This is a genomic window from Nocardioides epinepheli, assembly GCF_037936805.1.
Lineage (GTDB): Bacteria > Actinomycetota > Actinomycetes > Propionibacteriales > Nocardioidaceae > Nocardioides.
In genome coordinates this window covers 78,653-96,048 of the sequence record NZ_JBBMMC010000010.1, presented here as the reverse complement: position 1 = coordinate 96,048, position 17,396 = coordinate 78,653, and the positions used below count along the sequence as shown (strand labels likewise).

The window sequence follows — 17,396 nt, the reverse complement described above, 5'->3', positions numbered from 1 at the left end:
TCAGCGAGGCGGGTCGAGCTCGGGCGAGCCGGGACCGGGCGGCGGGTTGAGCTCGGGATCGTCGTCGTCGCTGAGCTCGTCGACGAGGAGGAGGTCATCGCGCATCTGCCCGGCGCGGTAGGAGGCGCGTCCGACCATGTGGGCGGCGACCGGCGCGGTGCTCATCTGGGCGAACACGATCAGGACTCCGAGGGCGGCCGCCGACGGCTCGCGCAGGACCAGCGTGAGGCCCGTCATCACCAGCATCAGGCCGAGCACCTGGGGCTTGGTGGCCGCGTGCATCCGGCTGAGCAGGTCGGGGAAGCGCAGCACGCCGATGGCCGCGATCAGGCTCAGCGAGGAGCCGAGGAGGATGCAGACCGCGCCGAGCAGGTCCAGGACGTCGGTCATCGCGTCCCCTCCCCCGCGAGCCCCGCAGCACCGGCGCCGCCGTCGGAGCCGTCGATCACGGGCGCGCCGTCCTCCTCCTCGTCGTCGGCCCGGTCGCCGTCGTCGCCGCCCGAGGGCTCCGGGTCGTCGCTGCCGGGACTGAACCTCGCGATGCTGATGGACCCCACGAAGCCGAGCAGGGTGGCGACCAGCAGGAGGGGCAGGTTCTCCGAGGTGCGGCGCAGGGCGGCGTCGACGGAGATCGCGACGATGGAGATCGCCACCACGACGTCGAAGGCGATGGCCCGGTCGAGCATGGTCGGACCGATCGCCATCCGCACGGTCACCAGCACCGCCGCGACCGCGAGGACCACGACGGCGGCGATCAGCACGCCGGTCACGACCCCGCTCCCTTCTCCTTGGCCGAGTCGTCCAGCGCCACCGGCGCGAGGGCGTCCAGGACCCGCTTCTCCTGCGCCCAGACGTTGCGGCGCACGTCCTCGACCTGCTCGGGCGAGGTGAGGTCCAAGACGTGCAGGTACAACGTCGAGGTCGAACGACGTACCTCCACCACCACCGTGCCGGGCACCAGCGAGACCAGCTCGGCGACGAGGACGAGCACCAGGTCGGAGTCGGTGTGCAGGGGCACCTTGACGATCGCATTGCGCAGGTCGGGGCGGGGCCGGAGCACGGCCGCGGCGACCTGGAGGCTGGCCACGACGACGTCCCACAAGAAGCGGGCGACCAGCACCACGACCCCCCACGGACGGATCCGGATCGCCAGGTCGAGGGGCGGCAGAGGGAACAGGAGCAGCAGCGAGGTGGAGATCAGGGCTCCCCCGACCAGCGACATCAGCGACCAGGTACCCCACAGCACCCACCACACCAGCGTCAGCCACAGCACCATCTGCCACTGCACGTGGCGCCGGGCGCGCTGGGTGGCCCGGCGGACCTTGATCCGCGTGGCGTTCATCGGGCGGCCTCGCTGACCGCGGTGAGGTAGGGGTCGCGGGCCATCAGGTCGGCTGCCGCCCGCTCGGTGAAGGCATACAGCGGACCGGCGACGACGGTGATCGCGACGCTGACCGCGACCAGTCCCGCTGCCGGGGCGGTCATCAGCCGGGGCAGGCGCGCCGGGACGCCGTCGGACTCCAGGCGTTGGTGCAGATCGCGATCGGGCTGGTCGGCGTCGACGATGGCGCCGGCCTGGGCGATCTCGCTGGCATCGAAGGACGTCGTGCCGACCCGGACCTGCGCGCGCCGCCCCACCGCGGCGCGACCGGACGCGAGATCCTTCGCGGCGTCGACCGCCGCGTCCGCGGCCGCGATCTCCTCGGCCATCGCGTGCGCCTCGGCCGGCGAGCGCCAGAAGGCCAACGACCAGGCCTTCGCGACGGCGTACAGCGTGAGCAGGCTGGTCAGGGTGCCGACGCCGACCAGCACCCACGCCAGCGGAGTGTCGACGGCGACACCCGCCTGGAGCAGGCCGACCTTGCCCAAGAAGCCCGACAGCGGCGGGATTCCGGCGAGGTTCATGGCCGAGACGAAGAACAGCAGCGCCAGGAACGGGAACAGCCGGGCCAGTCCTCCGACCCGCAGCAGCGAGGTGCTGCCGGCCTGCCGTTCGATCATCCCGACCACCAGGAAGAGTGCGGTCTGGATGGTGATGTGGTGGGCGACGTAGAACACCGCACCGGCGGTGCCTGCCTCGGTGGCCAGGCCGATGCCGAAGATCATGTAGCCGATATGGCTGACCAGGGTGAAGGACAGCAGCCGCTTCATGTCCGACTGCGCGATCGCGCCGAGGATGCCGATCAGCATCGAGAGCATCGCGAAGACCATCAGCGCCGGTCCCAGGTCGCCGCCTGGGAAGAGCAGGGTCTCGGTGCGGATGATCGCGTAGACGCCGACCTTGGTGAGCAGGCCGGCGAACACCGCGGTGACCGGTGCGGGCGCCGTCGGGTAGCTGTCGGGCAGCCACAGCGAGAGCGGGAAGACCGCGGCCTTGATCGAGAACGTGACGAGCAGCAGCAGGTGCAGCATCAACGACGTGGAGTGGGGCAGGTCGTCGAGTCGCTCGGCGATCTGGGCCAGGTTGAGCGTGCCGACGGCGGCGTACACGGCGGCGATCGTGATGAGGAAGAGCATCGAGGAGAGCGCGTTGACGACCACGTAGATGGTCCCCGCCCGGATCCGGCCGCCGGTTCCGCCCAGGGTGAGCAGCACGTAGCTGGCGAACAGCAGGATCTCGAAGCTGACGAACAGGTTGAACAGGTCGCCGGCGAGGAAGGCATTGCTCACGCCGGCCACCAGGGTGAGGAACGTCGGGTGGTAGATCGACACCGGAGCCGAGCGGTTGCTGTCGGTGATGCCCTGCCCCAGCGAGTACAGCAGCACAGCGAGGGTGACGATCGAGGACACCAGCAGCATCAGCGCGGCGAGCCGGTCGGCGACCAGCGCGACGCCGAGGTCGCCCCATCCTCCGAGCCAGACGACCTGCGGGCCCTCCCGGTCGGCCACGACGAGCAGGATCGCGGACACCACGACCACCAGGGCGAGCACGTTGACGCTCACCAGCCGCTGGGCCCTCGGGAAGCGGAAGAGCATCAGCGCGGCACCCGACCCCAGGAGCGGGAGCAGTACCGGCAGCGGGACCAACGAGGTCATGCGCCCTCCTCCTCGGGTTCGTCGTTCTCCTCGCCGTCGACGGTCATGTCGTAGCTGTCGGAGGTGGCATCGGTGTCGGCCAGCCGCCGGATACGGGCGTCCTCGGTGTCGTCCTGGACGTCGTCGTGTCCGGTCAGCTGCCAGCTGCGGTGCGCCATGGCCAGCAGGAAGGCCAGGGTGCCGAGGGTGATGACGATCGCGGTGAGCACCATCGCCTGCGGCAACGGATCCGACATCTCGTCGACCGCGGCGGATCCGAAGAACGGCGCCTCTCCTGCTCGGCCGCCGGTGGAGAGGATCGCGACGTTGACGCCATTACTCAGCAGGACCAGGCCGACCAGGACCCTGGTCAGGCTGCGCTCGAGCAGTAGGTAGGCACCGCACCCGGCCAGGGCGCCGGCGACGATCACCAAGGTGAGGTTGATCTCCATCAGGACGACACCTCCCCGTGCGTCTCGGCGGTCTCGTCGCGCTGGGCCTGGATGATCTGACGGTCCAGGCGGGCGCCGAAGGTGCGCAGCAGGTCGAGCACCAGGCCCATCACCACCAGGTAGACCCCGATGTCGAAGCCGACCGAGGAGACGAGGTGGAGCTCGCCGAGGAGCGGGAGGCTCAGGTAGACGTCGGCGGTCTGCAGCACCTGGCCACCGAAGGCGACCGGCCCGAGCGCCGAGAGGGCGGCTACGAAGAGCCCGGTACCGATCAGCACGCCCGCATCGACCGGCAGCGCCTCGGCGAGCTCGTAGCGGCCGCCGGCCAGGTAGCGCACCATCAGCGCGAGACCGGCCACCATTCCGGCCGCGAAGCCGCCGCCGGGAAGGTTGTGGCCGGCGATGAGGAGGTAGACCGAGAACAGCAGGATGCTGTGGAAGATCATCCGGGTGATGACCTCGAAGACGATCGAGCGGCGCTCTGGGCTCATCGTGCCCGGAGCCGGCAGCCAGGTGCGGCTCCGCGTGGTCGGCGCCGGCTGATCCGCGGTGCGGATCTCGGTGGTGCGTGGCCCGGCCTGGGCCAGGCGCCTCACCCCGCCGCTGCGGGAGTCGAGGAAGATCAACGACGCCACGCCGGTGGCCGCGACGACCAGGACCGAGATCTCGCCGAAGGTGTCCCAGGCTCGGATGTCGACCAGGGTCACGTTCACGACGTTGCGGCCGTAGCCGAAGTCGTAGGCCGCCTCGGCGAACCGGGTCGAGATGGCCTCGGCGGTGCGCGAGCTGGCGGCCACGACGAGGACGCCGGACACCACCGCACCCACGACCGCGGCCAGCGCCATCCGGGCGTACCGGATCGGGCGCAGCGGCCGGTCGGTGAAGTAGTCGGGCAGCCTGCGCAGCACCAGGACGGCCACGACCAGCGCGACGGTCTCCACCAGGATCTGGGTGAGCGCGATGTCGGGGGCGCCCTGGAGGATGAACAGCAGGCCGCAGCCGTAGCCGGTGAAGCCGGCGAGGATGAACGCGCGCAGGCGGCGGCGCGAGCGCACCGTGAACAGGGCGGCCAGGATCATCACGACCGCGATCAGCACCTGACCGGGGGTGTCCCACAAGAAGACCGAGATCTCGGGTCCCTCGATCAGGGCGAGGACCATCGCCGTGCCCGGTCCGAGCGCGAGCACGACTAGGATGATCGCCAGGTAGGAGGCGGCCGAGCCGCGTTGCACCCGGCCGGTGACCTCGACCGACAGCCGGTCGAGATCGCGCAGCACCGCCCGGTAGACCCGGGCACCCGACATCGGCAGCTCGAACCGCGCCTGGAACGCGCACACCGCGTCTCGGACCCGGAACAGTCCCAGGCCGACGATGACGGCGATCGCGGTGAGCAGCAGCGGGAGCTCCCAGCCGTGCCAGAGCGCGAGGTAGGCCGGGTGGTCGCCGTCGGGCAGCAGGTCGGCGTAGGGCTCGAGCGCCGAGGTGAGGGCTGCACCGGCGAAGCCGAGTGCCAGACCGCCGAAGCCCAGCAGCACCGGCCCGGCGAGGAACGGCGGCGGCGCCGGAGCCACCACGGTCGGCGGCACACCGCGCTTGTCGGCGAAGGCGCCCCACAAGAAGCGCGCGGTGTAGGCGACGGTGAACATCGAGCCCACCAGGACGCCGCCGAGCAGGAGCCACCCGGCCCACGGCTCGACGCCGGCCGGGTTGCCCGCATGGGTGAGCTCGAGCAGCGCCGCCCACATCGACTCCTTGCCGACGAAGCCGAGCAGCGGCGGTAGCCCGGCCATCGAGGCGCCCGCGAGCACGGCGGCGACCGTGAGGACCGGCAGGCGGCGTCCGACTCCGCTCAGCTCCTGGAGGTCCCGGGTGCCGGTGAGCCGGTCGATGATGCCGACGGTGAGGAACAGGGTCGACTTGAACAGTGCGTGGCCCAGCAGCAGCGCGGTGCCCGCGAGTGCGGCGGTGCGGGTGCCGAGGGCCAGCAGGACGAGCAGGAAGCCGAGCTGGCTGACCGTGCCGAAGGCCAGGAGGAGCTTGATGTCGAGCTGCCGCAGCGCCCGCCAGCCGCCGCTGAGCATGGTGACGACGCCGAGGGTGAGCAGGACCGGGCGCCATCCCGGCGTGTCGTCGAACGTGGGGGCCAGCACTGCGACCAGGAACAGCCCGGCCTTGACCATCGACGCCGCGTGCAGGTAGGCGCTCACCGGCGTCGGTGCCGCCATCGCGCCGGGCAGCCAGAACTGGAACGGCACGATGGCCGACTTGCTCAACGCGCCGATCAGCATCAGCCAGACCGCGACGGTGATCGCGGTGCCGGAGGGCGGCGCGGCCAGGATCGCGCCTAGCGAGAACGTCTCGGCACGGGCGCCGAGCAGCAGCATCCCGATGAGCATCGCCAGGCCGCCGAGCGTGGTGACCAGGAGCGCCTGCACCGCGGCGCGGCGGCTCGCGGCACTGGTCGGGTTGAACCCGATCAGCAGGAAGGAGGAGATCGTGGTGAGCTCCCAGAACACGAACAGCACCAGCAGGTTGTCGGCCAGGACCAGGCCGAGCATCGCCCCGACGAAGGCGATGAAGCTGCTGGCGAAGGTGACCAGCCCGCGCGAGGCGTCGGTGAAGTACCAGGTGCAGTAGAAGAGCACCACGACGCCGATGCCGGCCACGATGAGCACCATCAGCCAGCGCAGCGCGTCCAGGGTGAAGACCAGATCGAAGCCCAACGCGGGGATCCACGACGTCGACGAGACGATCACGCCGCCGTCGAGCACCTCACCGGTCTGCGCGCACGCCCACACCACCGCGGCCAGGGGCGCGAGCGCGAGGGCGAGGAACGCGCGGCGTCCGAGCGCGCGAACCAACACCGGCGCGAGGGCCGCGGCGACGCCGTGCGCCAGGACGAGAGCGAGCAGGGATCCGGCCTTCCGAAGGTCGATCGAAGCGCGGCACGCGGACCGGCGGTCCACGCACTCGGGACGCCGTCCGACAGGCGCCCGTGAGGCATGAGTTTACAGGGCGCCCGGGGGTGCTCTGACACGTATCAGGCTGCCGCCGAGGCGCTCCTTGCGAGCGGAGGACGAGATCCGTCCCCGGAGAGGAAAGCCATGTTCGCGACCCCCGCCGACGCCGTCCGTACCGGCCTCGGCCTGACCCTGCTCACCGGCGCCCTCGGCCTGGCCATCAGCGCTGCGCCTGGCGCCACCGGACCCGCGACCGCGGCAGACGACGCGGCCCGCGCCGCGCGCGCCCCGGTCACGGTGACCATCGACTCCGAGGGCACCGACATGTTCGGCACGCTCGGCAGCACCCGTCCCGTGCGATGTGCGGCCGAGCGCGAGGTCCGCGTCTACAAGCTGGTCGACGGCGTCCCGCACCTGTTCGCCTCCGACACCACCGGCGACGAGCCGAACGCGGACGGCACCTACGACTGGTCGACCGGCAACACCGGCACCGAGGGACGCTTCTTCGCCAAGGTGAAGGCGAAGCCGGGCTGCCGCGGCGACGTCAGCCCGACGATCCGGGTGCGCCGCAACCCCTGACCCCTGGCTCCGATCGACGGGGTGAGCGCCGGCCCGTCTCGCTCTGGAGCGGGCGGCCGTGGCCGGCGGATCTCCCGAGTTCGCGTCCGACTGGGCGGCTGATCCATGAACTTGACGGCCGATATTTCGCCCGACAAGTTCAGGTTTCCCCGGTCGACCGGGGAAATCCCGGACCCGGAGGGTCCCGCGGCGCTCCCACCGAGGCCCGAACCGCTACCGGACGATCACGCTCAACGGGACCGTGTGCACGAAGCCGTCGACCCGCACCTGCACGAACAGCCGGTAGGTGCCGGGGACGTCGAAAGAGGTGTGGAAGGTCAGGTCGCTCCCCCGGTCGGTGGCCGTGGGTGCACCGAGCGGGTGGGCGTGCACGAAGGCACCGGTCTCGACGTCGAAGCCGGTCAGGTGCGCGTAGGAGCCGAGGTAGGTGCCGAGGTTGAGGACGCCGTCGGCGCCGTCGCTGACGCCGATCTCGAACCGGCTGTCCTGGCCCGCGGGGAGCGTCTCGGGGCCGGTGAGGGTCACCAGCCCGTCGGATCCGGTGCTCTCGGGGGCCGGTCCGGCCGGTGGCGGCGTGCCCTCGACGACGGCGTGGGTGCCGAGCACGACCTGGCTGCCGTCGGTCAGCGCGGTCGGCGCGAACTCGGCGATCACCCGGTAGCGGCCGGGGTCGGCCACGTCGACCCGGGCGCGCCAGACGCCGTCGTCCCCGAGTACCGGGTGCAGGTGCCGGAAGTCGACGAGGTCGTCGCGGACGACGTAGAGGTGCAGGAGCTTGGTCTGCTCCTCCACGTAGTCGGTGACCACCGCACCCTGCGGGTCGAGGATCTTGAAGGTGAGGTCGCCGATCTCCCGCGAGCGCTTCGGGAAGGTCACCTCGGCCAGCCGATAGCCGCCGGCGGTGGGGGTGGTGCCGTCGCCGATCAGCCTGACGTGGGTGTGCTTCTCGCCCTCGCCTGCGGGCGAGATCACCTTCCGGTCCGGATCGGCGGGGGCGTCGGTCGATCGGGTGAGCAGCACGATCGATACCGCGACGACGACGGCCACCGCGGCCGCGACGGCGATCAGCAGGCGTGGACTCCTGAGCATCAGCGCACCTCGAATGTGACGGTCGTGAGCGGGTTGTCGAACTCGCTGGCGCGCAGGCTCACCTGGAGCACCCACTGGCCCGACGCGGGGATCACCAGGTCGGCGACGAAGGTGCCGGCGCCGGTCGGCACCACCGGCTGGGTGCCCAGGTCGACCTCGCCGTCGGCCGAGCGGACGGTGAGGACGGGTTCGGCGGCGCCGTCGATCGGCTCGCCCCCGACGTCTTGGATCTGCACGGTGATCGTGTTCGCGCCGCGGGTGCCGGGCAGGAGCGTGGCGAGCACCTTCGCGGCGTCCTGCTCCGAGGCCGTGGCGGACTCGTCGAGCACGCCCACCTCGACCCGCGAGGCAACGGGGTCGCGCACGACCGGCGCCTCGCGCGGCGACTGGTTGGTGAGGAATCCGGTGACGCCGAGCAGGACGACGAGCAGCCCAGCCTCGACGCGGACGGCGCGGCCGACGCGACGTGCGGCGTCGCGTCGCGCGGTGTGGCCGAGCCCGCCGGTGGCGGCGGGAAGCAGGCGCAGGCGGTTGTAGCCGGCCACCATCGCGACGACTCCGGCGATGGCGACCTTGACGATCAGCAGTCGTCCGTACGAGGTGTCGAACAGCGGCCGCCAGCCGTCGAGGATGCGCCACGCCATGAGCACGCCGGTGACCGCGAGGAGGCCGAGCAGCGCCGCGGCGATACCCGAGAACCGGGTGAGGACACGGGCGACGTCCTGTTCGCGGCCGCTGAGCGAGCGCAGCGTGAGCGCCAGCCCGAGGAGGCCGCCGAGCCAGGTCGCGCCGGCCGCCAGGTGCAGCAGGTCGGTCGTGGTGACCAGCCAGACGGGGTCGATGGCACGCGAGTGGCCCACGAGGGCCGGTGCGAGCGCGGCCACCGCCGCGGCTGCGATCGCCAGGCGGCGCCCGCGCGGGCCGAGGCCGGCGCGCGTGATCGTCACCATCGCCACGAGCAGACCCACCACCTCGAGGCCGACGACGAGCAGGTCGTCGCCGACGAAGGCGAGGTCGACGGCCTGCGACTCCCCGAGCTGGGTGATCGCGAGGCCCTGCTGGTAGGCGCCGGTGAGCGGGATCGTGGCGATCCCCCCGAGGAACGCCAGGCCGGCGGCCGACCACAAGACCCGGTGCAGTCGGTCCCGGACGCCGTCGTCGATCCGGACACCCGCGAGCGTCCAGGCGAGGAACACGACCAGCCCGGCGGCCGCGAGCAGGCCGAGGTAGTTGATGCCCTGGGCGATGCTCAACGCCGTCCGGACCGACCCGGAGTCGGCCTCCGGCGTCTTGGGGGCGGCCACCTCGGGGCTCGGCGCACCGATGGAGAAGGTGAGGGAGCCGGCGATCGGGTGCCCGTCGGCGGAGATCGCGCGCCACACCACCACGTAGGTGCCGTCGTCGAGACTCTCCGGCAGGTCGGTGGTGATCTGCTTGTCGGCGCTGCGCACCTCGGCCTCGACCGGCTCGCCGGCGGCGTCGTAGACCAGCACGCCGTCGGCGGGCACCGAGACCGCCTCGTCGAAGGTGAGGGTGACGACGTCGGGCGTGCTCGTCAGCACCTCCCCCTCGGTGGGGTCGGTGCCGACGAGCGTCGCGTGGGCGGAGGCCGGCGCCGCCGCCCCCACCACCAGTCCTGCGGCGAGGACGAGGAGGGCGGCCAGCGCCAGCCCCGCGGCCGTCAGCGACCGCGGGACCCTGGTCAACTGTTCGCGGTTCCGCTGCCGTTGCCGCGGCCGCGCATCAGCGCGAACCCGCCGACCAGGATGCCCGCGATGCCGGCCACCAGGCCGGCGATCGCCAGACCATTCCCGGAGTCGTCGGAGTCGCCGGCGTCGGTGTCCGTGGCGGCCTCCTCCGAGGTGTCGGACTGGGTGCCGTCCCCGGCGTCCCCGGCCGTCTCGCCGGTCTCGCCGGTCTCGGCCATCTCGCCGTGACCGTGGCCGTCGCCCTCGGCGTCGGTGACGGTGAACGCCGGCGCCGGGCTGGCTAGGTCGTCCTCGGACTGGCCCTCGGCCGGGATCTCGATCCACGCCGTCTCACCGGTCTGGCAGGTCTGGATCGTCTTGAACGCCAGGTCCTGTCCGGCGGCGTCCTCGGGCAGCTGGAGCGAGAGCTCGAAGGTGTCGCGGATGCCGTCGGGCAGCGGCGTCTTCGCGGTGTAGGTGACGGTGTCGACGCGCTCGGTGAGCTGGTTGCCGTGCGCGTCGGTGACCGGCGGGTCGAGCTTCTTGGTCTGCTTGGTGACGTCGTAGAACGGCGTGCGCGTCGGGGTCACCGAGTTGATCCCCTCCGGGATCTGGATCCGGATCCCGGTGGTCGGCGAGCCTTCGCAGCCGTGCCCGACACTGAAGGTGAGCACGGTGTAGGCACCGGCCGCGGTGTCGGACGGCGTCACGGTGACGTGCGCGGAGGCGGGCGCCGCGAGGGCGAGCGCGAGGACGGTGGTACCGCCGGCGGCGGCACCGAGGCGCGCGAGCGCGCGGCGACTGGGTCGCAGGTTCATGAGGTTTTCTTCCTTCGTCGAAGGGCGCGCTTGAGCGCGCGAAGTACGTGGGTCGGGGCGGCAGCCAGTGCCGAGTCGGCGCACAGATGCGCCGACTCGCCTCCCCGGTGGATTCAGGCAGGCGTATTCAGGCAGGGGTGAGGAGCGGGCGCGCGGGCGGTCCGCGGCGCGGGGCGGCGGAGACGACGAAGCGGCGCGACCAGGCAGTCGGACCGAAGACCGGGGCGGGGGCCCGGCGGGCGAGGAGATAGGGCGGGCTCGTCAGGCGAGTCCAGGTGACCACGACGTCGACGACGCGGGCGCGCAGCTCCCACGCGAGCGCGGTGAACAGGCCCCCGGCGACGTGCACGGCGAGCATCGCGGGCGCCAGGGCGGCTCCGTGCGCGCTGCCCAGGTGCTCGTGGTGGGCGCCGCCCATGGTCAGGGCGCTCAGCCAGGCGTGCAGCAGCAGCTGCACCGCGACCAGCGCCGGCACGGCGACCAGGGGACGGATCCGGCCGCGGAGCACCAACAGGCCGGCACCGAAGACCACGGCCGCCATCGCGGCCAGCCACGGCAGCGACGGCAGGACACCACCGGCCCACACGTGACCCAGAGTGAGGACCCCGGTGACCTCGAGGCTCGCGCATGCCGCGCGCAGGGGGATCCCCCGGCGCGGCAGGACGCGGACCGTGAGCACGGGCCCATTGTGCCCGGTCCGGGATTTCCCCGGTCGACCGGGGAAACCTGAACTTGTCGGGCGATATCCCGGCCGCGAAGTTCAGATTTCACCCGACAAGTCGCGGCGCCGCCTCGTGGCCTCAGACGCGAACCAGCACGCGCGACGTCGGCTGCAGTCGAGCCGCCGGCGACTCGGCGGCCCGCCGGGAGATGTTGAGGAGCAGGCCGACGGCGAGCATCGAGGCGAAGATCGAGCTGCCGCCGTAGGACACAAAGGGCAGCGGGACGCCGGTGACCGGCATGATGCCCAGGCACATGCCGATGTTCTGGAAGGCCTGGAAGCCGAACCAGCAGGCGATCCCGGCGGCCGCGACCCGGCCGAACACGTCGTCGGTGCGCCGGGCGATGCGCAGCGCGCGCCACAGCACGACGCCGAGCAGCGCGATGATCAGCCCGGCGCCGACGAGGCCGAGCTCCTCGCCGGCCACGGTGAAGACGAAGTCGGTGTGCTGCTCCGGCACGAAGCCGGCCCGGGTCTGCGAGCCGTCGAACAGGCCCTGCCCCCACAGGCCGCCGTTGCCGATGGCGATGCGCGCCTGCTCGACGTTGTAGCCGGCACCGCGCGGGTCGAGGTCGGGGTTGATGAAGGCGAGGAAGCGGTCGATCTGGTAGTCCTCGAGCACCCCGGCCGAGACGGCGATCACGACGGCGCCGAGACCGCCGCCGGCCACCAGGAACAGCCACCGGCGCGGCGTCCCGGCGGCGGCGAGCACACCGAAGACGGTGGCCGAGAGGACCAGCATCGTGCCGAGGTCGGGCTGGAGCAGGATCAGGGCGGCCGGGATCGCGGCGATGAGCAGCAGCGCGATCACGTCGCCGAGGCCGACCCGGCCGCGCCGGCGTCCCTCGGCGCGCTCGGCGACGACCAGCGCCATCCCGATCACGACGGCGAGCTTGGCGAACTCCGAGGGCTGGATCGACAGGCCGCCGATCATCAGCCACGACCGGGAGCCGTTGACGACCGTGCCCATGGCGAGCACGAGGACCAGGCCGCCGATCGAGGCCAGGTAGACCAGCGGCGCCATGATGCGCACCCACCGGTGGTCGGTCATCAAGACGACGAGCAGCAGGCCGAGCCCGATGGCGACGTTGACGATCTGCTTCTCCAGGAACGCCCGTGGGTCGCCACCGGTGAGATCGGCGCGGGCGCTGGTCGCGGACCAGACGAGCAGGCAGCCGATCACGCTCAGCGCGACCACTGCCGCCAGCAGGATCCGGTCCAGGCCGGGCACGGTCTTCATCGTTCGCTCACCTCCATGTGCGTCGCTCAGTCGTCCTTGGACCGCGCGGGCGGCAGGATCGAGCCGTTGTCCTGGAAGACCGGCAGGTCCCCAGGAAGCGTGGTGCCGGGGATGGCGGCCCGGTCGGGCACCACCTGATCGTCGCGGACGCCGTACAGCGCCTCCCAGATCTTGCGGATCCCCGGCCCCGAGGTGCCCGAGCCCGTGCCGCCCTGGCTGACCATCATCACCACGACGTAGTCGTCGGAGTAGGAGGCGACCCAGGAGGTCGACTGCTTGCCGTAGACCTCGGCCGAGCCGGTCTTGGAGCGGATCGGGACCTCCTCGAGCGGGAAGCCGTCCATCCGCCAGGCCATCGTGCCCTGCCGGGTGACGCCCTTGAGGGCCTCGTCGAGGTAGCCGATCACATGGTCGGGCAGGTCCACCGTGCCGGCCTTCTTCGGCGCGATGTTGCGCACCACGGTGCCGTCGGCGGCCACCACCGCGCGGGCCACCCGCGGCTCGTAGAGCGTGCCGCCGTTGGCGATCGCGCCGTAGGCACGGGCGAGCTGGAGTGGCGTGACGATCGTGTCGCCCTGCCCGATCGCGAAGTTGACGGCGTCGCCGGCGCGATAGGCGTAGCCCTCGACGCAGAACTCGCGGGCGAACTTGTAGACGAAGTCGGAGGTGTCGGAGTCCTGCGGCTTGTCGGCGATGCCGCAGTAGTAGTCCTTCATCGAGTTGTAGTAGGCCCGCTTCCAGCGACGGTCGGCGATGCGACCCGATGCCTCCCCCGGCAGGTCGATGCCGGTCTCGGAGCCGAAGCCGAACTTCTTGGCCTCGGCCACGAGCGGGTCGGGCGCGTCGACGTCGCCGACGTCGGAGCCGAAGCGCTGCCAGTAGTCGTAGCCGACCCGGTAGAAGAACGTGTTGCAGGAGACCTCGAGGGCCTGGGCGAACGAGATGGAGCCGTAGGCGCCCGACTCGTAGTTCTTGAAGTCGCGGTTGCCCACCCGGAACGACGACGAGCAGTCCAGCCGGGTGTCGGGGCTGTAGCCGTGAGTGAGTGCTCCGGCCGTCATGAACGGCTTCCACGTCGAGCCCGGCGCGAACTGTCCCTGAGTGGCGCGGCTGAGCAGCGGCGTCCCGGACTTCTCCGAGTACAGCGCGGACAGCTGCTTCTTGGTGATGCCCCCGACCCACACCGAGGGGTCGTAGGTCGGCTGGCTGGCGGCGGCGACCACGCGACCGGTGTCGGCCTCGAGGACGACGACGGCGCCGGAGTCGGCGACGTAGTTGCGGCCGGTGACGGGGTCGCGGGTGGCGCGAGCGGTGGTGATCGCCTCGTGGAGCTGCTGCTCGGCGACGCTTTGCACCTTCGCATCGATCGAGGTGACCAGGGTGTCGCCGGGCTGGGCCTCCACGCGGTCGTGGTCGCCGATCACCCGGCCCATCGAGTCGACGTCGACCTGGTCGTAGCCGGGCATCCCCCGCAGCCACTTGTCGTACTGCTGCTCGATCCCGGCACGGCCGACCACGGAGGCGCCGTTGACCGAGCGGTCGCCGTCACCCTCGGCGGCGTCGAGCTCGTCCTCGGTGATCGGGCTCAGGTAGCCGAGCAGGTGGGCGGCGTTGACGCCGAACGGCTGCGGGTAGGCCCGCACGCTCTGCTGGTCGACGACGACGCCTGGGTAGTCCTCGGGCTGCTCGCGGAACTGCTGGGCCTTGCGCTGGGCGATGTCGGAGGCGATCGGCACGGGCTGGTAGGGCGACCCGTTCCAGCACACGCCGGGCTCGGAGCCCTCGGCGCCGCAGCTGACCAGCTTCTTCTCGATCCGTCGCGGCTTCACGTCCACCACGCGCGACACGCGGCGCAGCAGGACCCGGCGGTCGTGGTCGTCGAGCTTGTCGAGCACGTTGCGGTCCAGCGACACGACCCACGTGAGCCGGTTGGTGACCAGCGGGCGTCCCTGGTCGTCGACGATGAGTCCGCGGGTCGGCTGGACGACGATCTCCCGGACCGACTGGGCGGCGGCGCGTCCCTGGTACTCCTCGCCGCTGACGACCTGGAGGTAGTACAGGCGGACCAGCAGTGTCGCGAACAGCGAGAAGACCAGCGCCTGGATGACGACGAGCCGCAGCCGGCTGCGGGTCGCGGTGGCTGCCGCCGGCGCCGTCACGAGCGGTCCGTCGAGGGGTCGAGCGCGGCGAGCCCGCGCAGCACGACCGGGACCACGAACGCGGCGAGCACGAGGTCCCACACCACGCCGGCGAGGACGACCTCGAGCAGGTCGGGGACGCCGACACCGGGGTCGAGCACCAGGCCGGTCAGGGCGAAGATCGAGGAGCCGAGGAACGAGCAGGCGGCCACGGCCGCGAGCGCACCCCCGACGCCGGCGGGCGCGTCCTGCCGGACCCGGCCCGCGACGTACCCGACCGCCATCAGGGCCAGCGCCCACCGACCGGCGGCGTGGTCGGCCGGCGGCGCAAGGTCGAGCAGGAGGCCCGCGGCGAACCCGGCCACCATGCCGAAGTGCGCGCCGCGGGCCAGGCCGCTGGCCACGACGACGAGGAGGACGAGGTTCGGGCCGACGCCGTGCCAGTGGAAGTGCGGAAAGACCGTGGTCTGGAACAGCAGCGCGACCCCGACCGCCAGGGCGACGAACGCGCCCCGAGCGATTCCGAGCCCCGGCAGTCCGGTGAGCCGGCTCGGTCCGCGGCCGGCGCCGAGGTCACGCAGCCGGCCGGTGCGCGTGGGGGTGCTGGTGGGCGCGCTCATCGCAGGCTCCCGTCGGCTTCGATCACGGCGCGGTCGCTGCGGGTCCCGGACGGCACGACCACGCCGACCAGGTCGAGGGCGGCGAAGTCGACGAACGGATCGACGACGGCGCGCTGGCTGGTCTCCCGGACGCTCGAGTACACCGACACGACCTCGCCGACCGGCACACCGGACACGTACGGGCTCTGGCCCTGGCTGCTCCCCCAGGTGACCACCACGTCGTTCTTGTGCGGCACCACGGTCTGGTCGACCAGCTCGAGGTCGAGGCGGGCGTCGCCACCGAGGTCGCCGCGGCCGGTGAGGAAGCCGAGCTCCATGTCGTCGGCCACCCGCGCGCCGACGGCGGAGTCGGGGTCGACGATCAGGAGCACGGTGGCCGTCGTGCTGGTGACCCGCAGCACTCGGCCGACCAGACCGTCGTTGTTGACCACGGTGAGGTCGGGGGTGATGCCGGAGTCGGAGCCGGCGTCGATGGTGACGGTGCTCGAGAACGACTGGGAGGCCCCGATGCCGATCACCCGGGCGGGCACCAGCGCCGCCCCGATCTCCTCCGCGGCCGAGGTGAGGCCGTCGTACTCGGCCAGGCGGTTGCGGTCCAGGCCGGAGGTGCGCACCTTGGAGCGCAGGTCGTCGTTCTCGGCCTCGAGCGCGGCGAGGTCGGCGCGCAGCTGGTCCTGGCGCTCGAGCCGGTCGGGGAACTCGACGATCGGGCGGACGACGTCGGCGGTGACCGACTGCGCGGGCCCGACGACCTCCCCCACCGCACGGCGGGCCGGGTCGAGCACCGAGCCGCTCTGGTCGAGCACCATCAGGCTGGCGCAGGCGAGCACCAGTGCGAGCACCAGCGATCGGGGCGGAGTGCCGGGCTGGGAGCCCTCACCCTCGCTCCGGGCGTGGCCGAAGCGGCGCTGCCGGAACGATCTCATCGCACCCGCCTGGTGTCGGCGACCAGCACCTGCTGGAGGGCCTCGAACTCCTCGACGCACCGGCCCGCGCCAATCGCCACGGAGAGCAGCGGATTCTCGGCCACGTGGACCGGCATCCCGGTCTCGTGGCGCAGGCGCTCATCGAGTCCGCGCAGCAGCGCGCCACCGCCGGTGAGCACGATGCCGCGGTCCATGATGTCGCCGGCGAGCTCTGGCGGCGTCTGGTCGAGGGTGACCCGGACGGCGTCGACGATCGAGTGCAGCGGCTCCTCGATCGCCTTGCGGATCTGGCTGGCGCTCACCTCGATGGTGCGCGGGAGCCCGCTGACCAGGTCCCGCCCACGGACCTCGGCGACCGGCTCGTCGCTGGTCGGGAAGGCCGAGCCGAGGGTCATCTTGATCTCCTCGGCAGTGCGCTCCCCGAGCATCAGGGAGTGCTCCTTCTTCATCCAGTTCACGATCGCCTGGTCGAGGTCATCGCCGGCGGTCCGGATGCTCAGGCTGGTGACGATGCCGCCGAGGGAGATGACTGCGACCTCGGTGGTGCCGCCTCCGACGTCGACGACCATGTTGCCGGTGGGCCGGTGCACCGGCAGCCCGGCGCCGATCGCGGCCGCCATCGGCTCCTCGACGATGTAGACCCTCCGGGCGCCCGCCTGGTAGCCGGCCTCCTTCACCGCCCGCTGCTCGACGGCGGTGATCCCCGACGGCACGCAGATGACCATGCGCGGCTTGGCGAAGTAGCGGCGCCGGTGGACCCGCAGGATGAAGTGGCGCAGCATCTGCTCGGTGGCCTCGAAGTCGGCGATGACACCGTCCTCGAGGGGCCGCAGCGCGGTGATGTTGTCAGGGGTGCGGCCCACCATCCGCTTGGCCTCGTGCCCTACGGCGAGGACCTCGCCGGTGGTGTCGTTGAGCGCGACGACGCTCGGCTCGTCGAGCACCACGCCCTTGCGGCGGACGTAGACCAGCGTGTTGGCGGTGCCGAGATCCACGGCCATGTCGCGGCCGATGATGCTGTTCGCCATGCGCGCGTGCCTCACTGGTCGTGCGCGAATCGGGGGAAGGTGGCATGGCGTCGCGCACGAGACGCCGTACCCGGTAGCCAGCGTAAGCAGTGGGGCTGGTGGGACGACGCAGGCGCGGGGGC

16 protein-coding genes are annotated in these 17,396 nt (G+C 71.9%); 1 reads left to right on the top strand and 15 read right to left on the bottom strand.

Features of this window, described 5'->3' with window-relative positions; translation table 11 throughout:
* Genes mnhG through WMR31_RS14735 form a run of 6 tightly spaced genes read right to left on the bottom strand, consistent with a single transcriptional unit; the run spans window position 1 to window position 6,433 of the window.
* A complete protein-coding gene (mnhG, locus tag WMR31_RS14760; protein ID WP_340539618.1) occupies window positions 1-390 on the bottom strand; it encodes a monovalent cation/H(+) antiporter subunit G in 390 nt (129 codons plus the stop codon).
* Window positions 387-770: an MrpF/PhaF family protein gene (locus WMR31_RS14755; RefSeq protein ID WP_340539617.1), complete on the bottom strand. Its 384-nt coding sequence runs from the start codon at window positions 768-770 to the stop codon at window positions 387-389. The genes mnhG and WMR31_RS14755 overlap by 4 nt, the downstream gene beginning before the upstream one ends.
* Window positions 767-1,342: a Na+/H+ antiporter subunit E gene (locus tag WMR31_RS14750; RefSeq protein ID WP_340539616.1), complete on the bottom strand. Its 576-nt coding sequence runs from the start codon at window positions 1,340-1,342 to the stop codon at window positions 767-769. Before WMR31_RS14750 ends, WMR31_RS14755 begins: the two co-directional genes overlap by 4 nt.
* Complete coding sequence (locus WMR31_RS14745; protein WP_340539615.1) at window positions 1,339-3,036, bottom strand: Na+/H+ antiporter subunit D; 1,698 nt, start codon at window positions 3,034-3,036, stop codon at window positions 1,339-1,341. The genes WMR31_RS14750 and WMR31_RS14745 overlap by 4 nt, the downstream gene beginning before the upstream one ends.
* Entirely contained in the window at window positions 3,033-3,467 is a 435-nt protein-coding gene (locus WMR31_RS14740) for a Na(+)/H(+) antiporter subunit C (protein WP_340539614.1), read from the bottom strand. Before WMR31_RS14740 ends, WMR31_RS14745 begins: the two co-directional genes overlap by 4 nt.
* Window positions 3,467-6,433 (bottom strand): Na+/H+ antiporter subunit A, encoded by a 2,967-nt coding sequence (locus WMR31_RS14735; protein ID WP_340539613.1) that lies wholly within the window; start codon window positions 6,431-6,433, stop codon window positions 3,467-3,469. The genes WMR31_RS14740 and WMR31_RS14735 overlap by 1 nt, the downstream gene beginning before the upstream one ends.
* Window positions 6,434-6,571: 138 nt before the next feature.
* Between WMR31_RS14735 and WMR31_RS14730 the strand changes: the two genes are divergently transcribed.
* Window positions 6,572-7,006, top strand: a complete 435-nt coding sequence (locus WMR31_RS14730; RefSeq protein ID WP_340539612.1) for a hypothetical protein — start codon at window positions 6,572-6,574, stop codon at window positions 7,004-7,006.
* 213 nt (window positions 7,007-7,219) lie between these two features.
* On the opposite strand, the gene WMR31_RS14725 is transcribed toward WMR31_RS14730, so the two are convergent.
* The 9 genes from WMR31_RS14725 to WMR31_RS14685 all read right to left on the bottom strand — a co-directional run bounded on the left by WMR31_RS14725 (window position 7,220) and on the right by WMR31_RS14685 (window position 17,274).
* Window positions 7,220-8,095, bottom strand: coding sequence for a DUF8832 domain-containing protein (locus tag WMR31_RS14725; RefSeq protein ID WP_340539611.1), 876 nt, complete (start codon window positions 8,093-8,095; stop codon window positions 7,220-7,222).
* Window positions 8,095-9,801: a copper resistance CopC/CopD family protein gene (locus WMR31_RS14720; RefSeq protein ID WP_340539610.1), complete on the bottom strand. Its 1,707-nt coding sequence runs from the start codon at window positions 9,799-9,801 to the stop codon at window positions 8,095-8,097. Before WMR31_RS14720 ends, WMR31_RS14725 begins: the two co-directional genes overlap by 1 nt.
* On the bottom strand, window positions 9,798-10,601 hold the full coding sequence (locus tag WMR31_RS14715; RefSeq protein WP_340539609.1) for a YcnI family copper-binding membrane protein: 804 nt from the start codon (window positions 10,599-10,601) through the stop codon (window positions 9,798-9,800). The genes WMR31_RS14720 and WMR31_RS14715 overlap by 4 nt, the downstream gene beginning before the upstream one ends.
* Before the next feature lie 127 nt (window positions 10,602-10,728).
* Window positions 10,729-11,280: a hypothetical protein gene (locus WMR31_RS14710; protein WP_340539608.1), complete on the bottom strand. Its 552-nt coding sequence runs from the start codon at window positions 11,278-11,280 to the stop codon at window positions 10,729-10,731.
* Window positions 11,281-11,401: 121 nt separating this feature from the next.
* Complete coding sequence (gene rodA, locus WMR31_RS14705; RefSeq protein ID WP_340539607.1) at window positions 11,402-12,562, bottom strand: rod shape-determining protein RodA; 1,161 nt, start codon at window positions 12,560-12,562, stop codon at window positions 11,402-11,404.
* 26 nt (window positions 12,563-12,588) lie between these two features.
* The gene (gene mrdA / locus WMR31_RS14700) at window positions 12,589-14,721 is read right to left on the bottom strand and encodes a penicillin-binding protein 2 (protein ID WP_340539606.1); all 2,133 of its coding nucleotides are present in this window, start codon (window positions 14,719-14,721) and stop codon (window positions 12,589-12,591) included.
* Window positions 14,718-15,320, bottom strand: coding sequence for a rod shape-determining protein MreD (gene mreD, locus WMR31_RS14695; RefSeq protein WP_340539605.1), 603 nt, complete (start codon window positions 15,318-15,320; stop codon window positions 14,718-14,720). The genes mrdA and mreD overlap by 4 nt, the downstream gene beginning before the upstream one ends.
* A complete protein-coding gene (gene mreC / locus WMR31_RS14690; RefSeq protein ID WP_340539604.1) occupies window positions 15,317-16,246 on the bottom strand; it encodes a rod shape-determining protein MreC in 930 nt (309 codons plus the stop codon). The genes mreD and mreC overlap by 4 nt, the downstream gene beginning before the upstream one ends.
* Window positions 16,243-17,274 carry a rod shape-determining protein gene (locus WMR31_RS14685; RefSeq protein WP_340539603.1) on the bottom strand — a complete coding sequence of 344 codons (1,032 nt, stop codon included), beginning with the start codon at window positions 17,272-17,274 and terminating at the stop codon, window positions 16,243-16,245. The genes mreC and WMR31_RS14685 overlap by 4 nt, the downstream gene beginning before the upstream one ends.
* Window positions 17,275-17,396 lie beyond the last annotated feature (122 nt).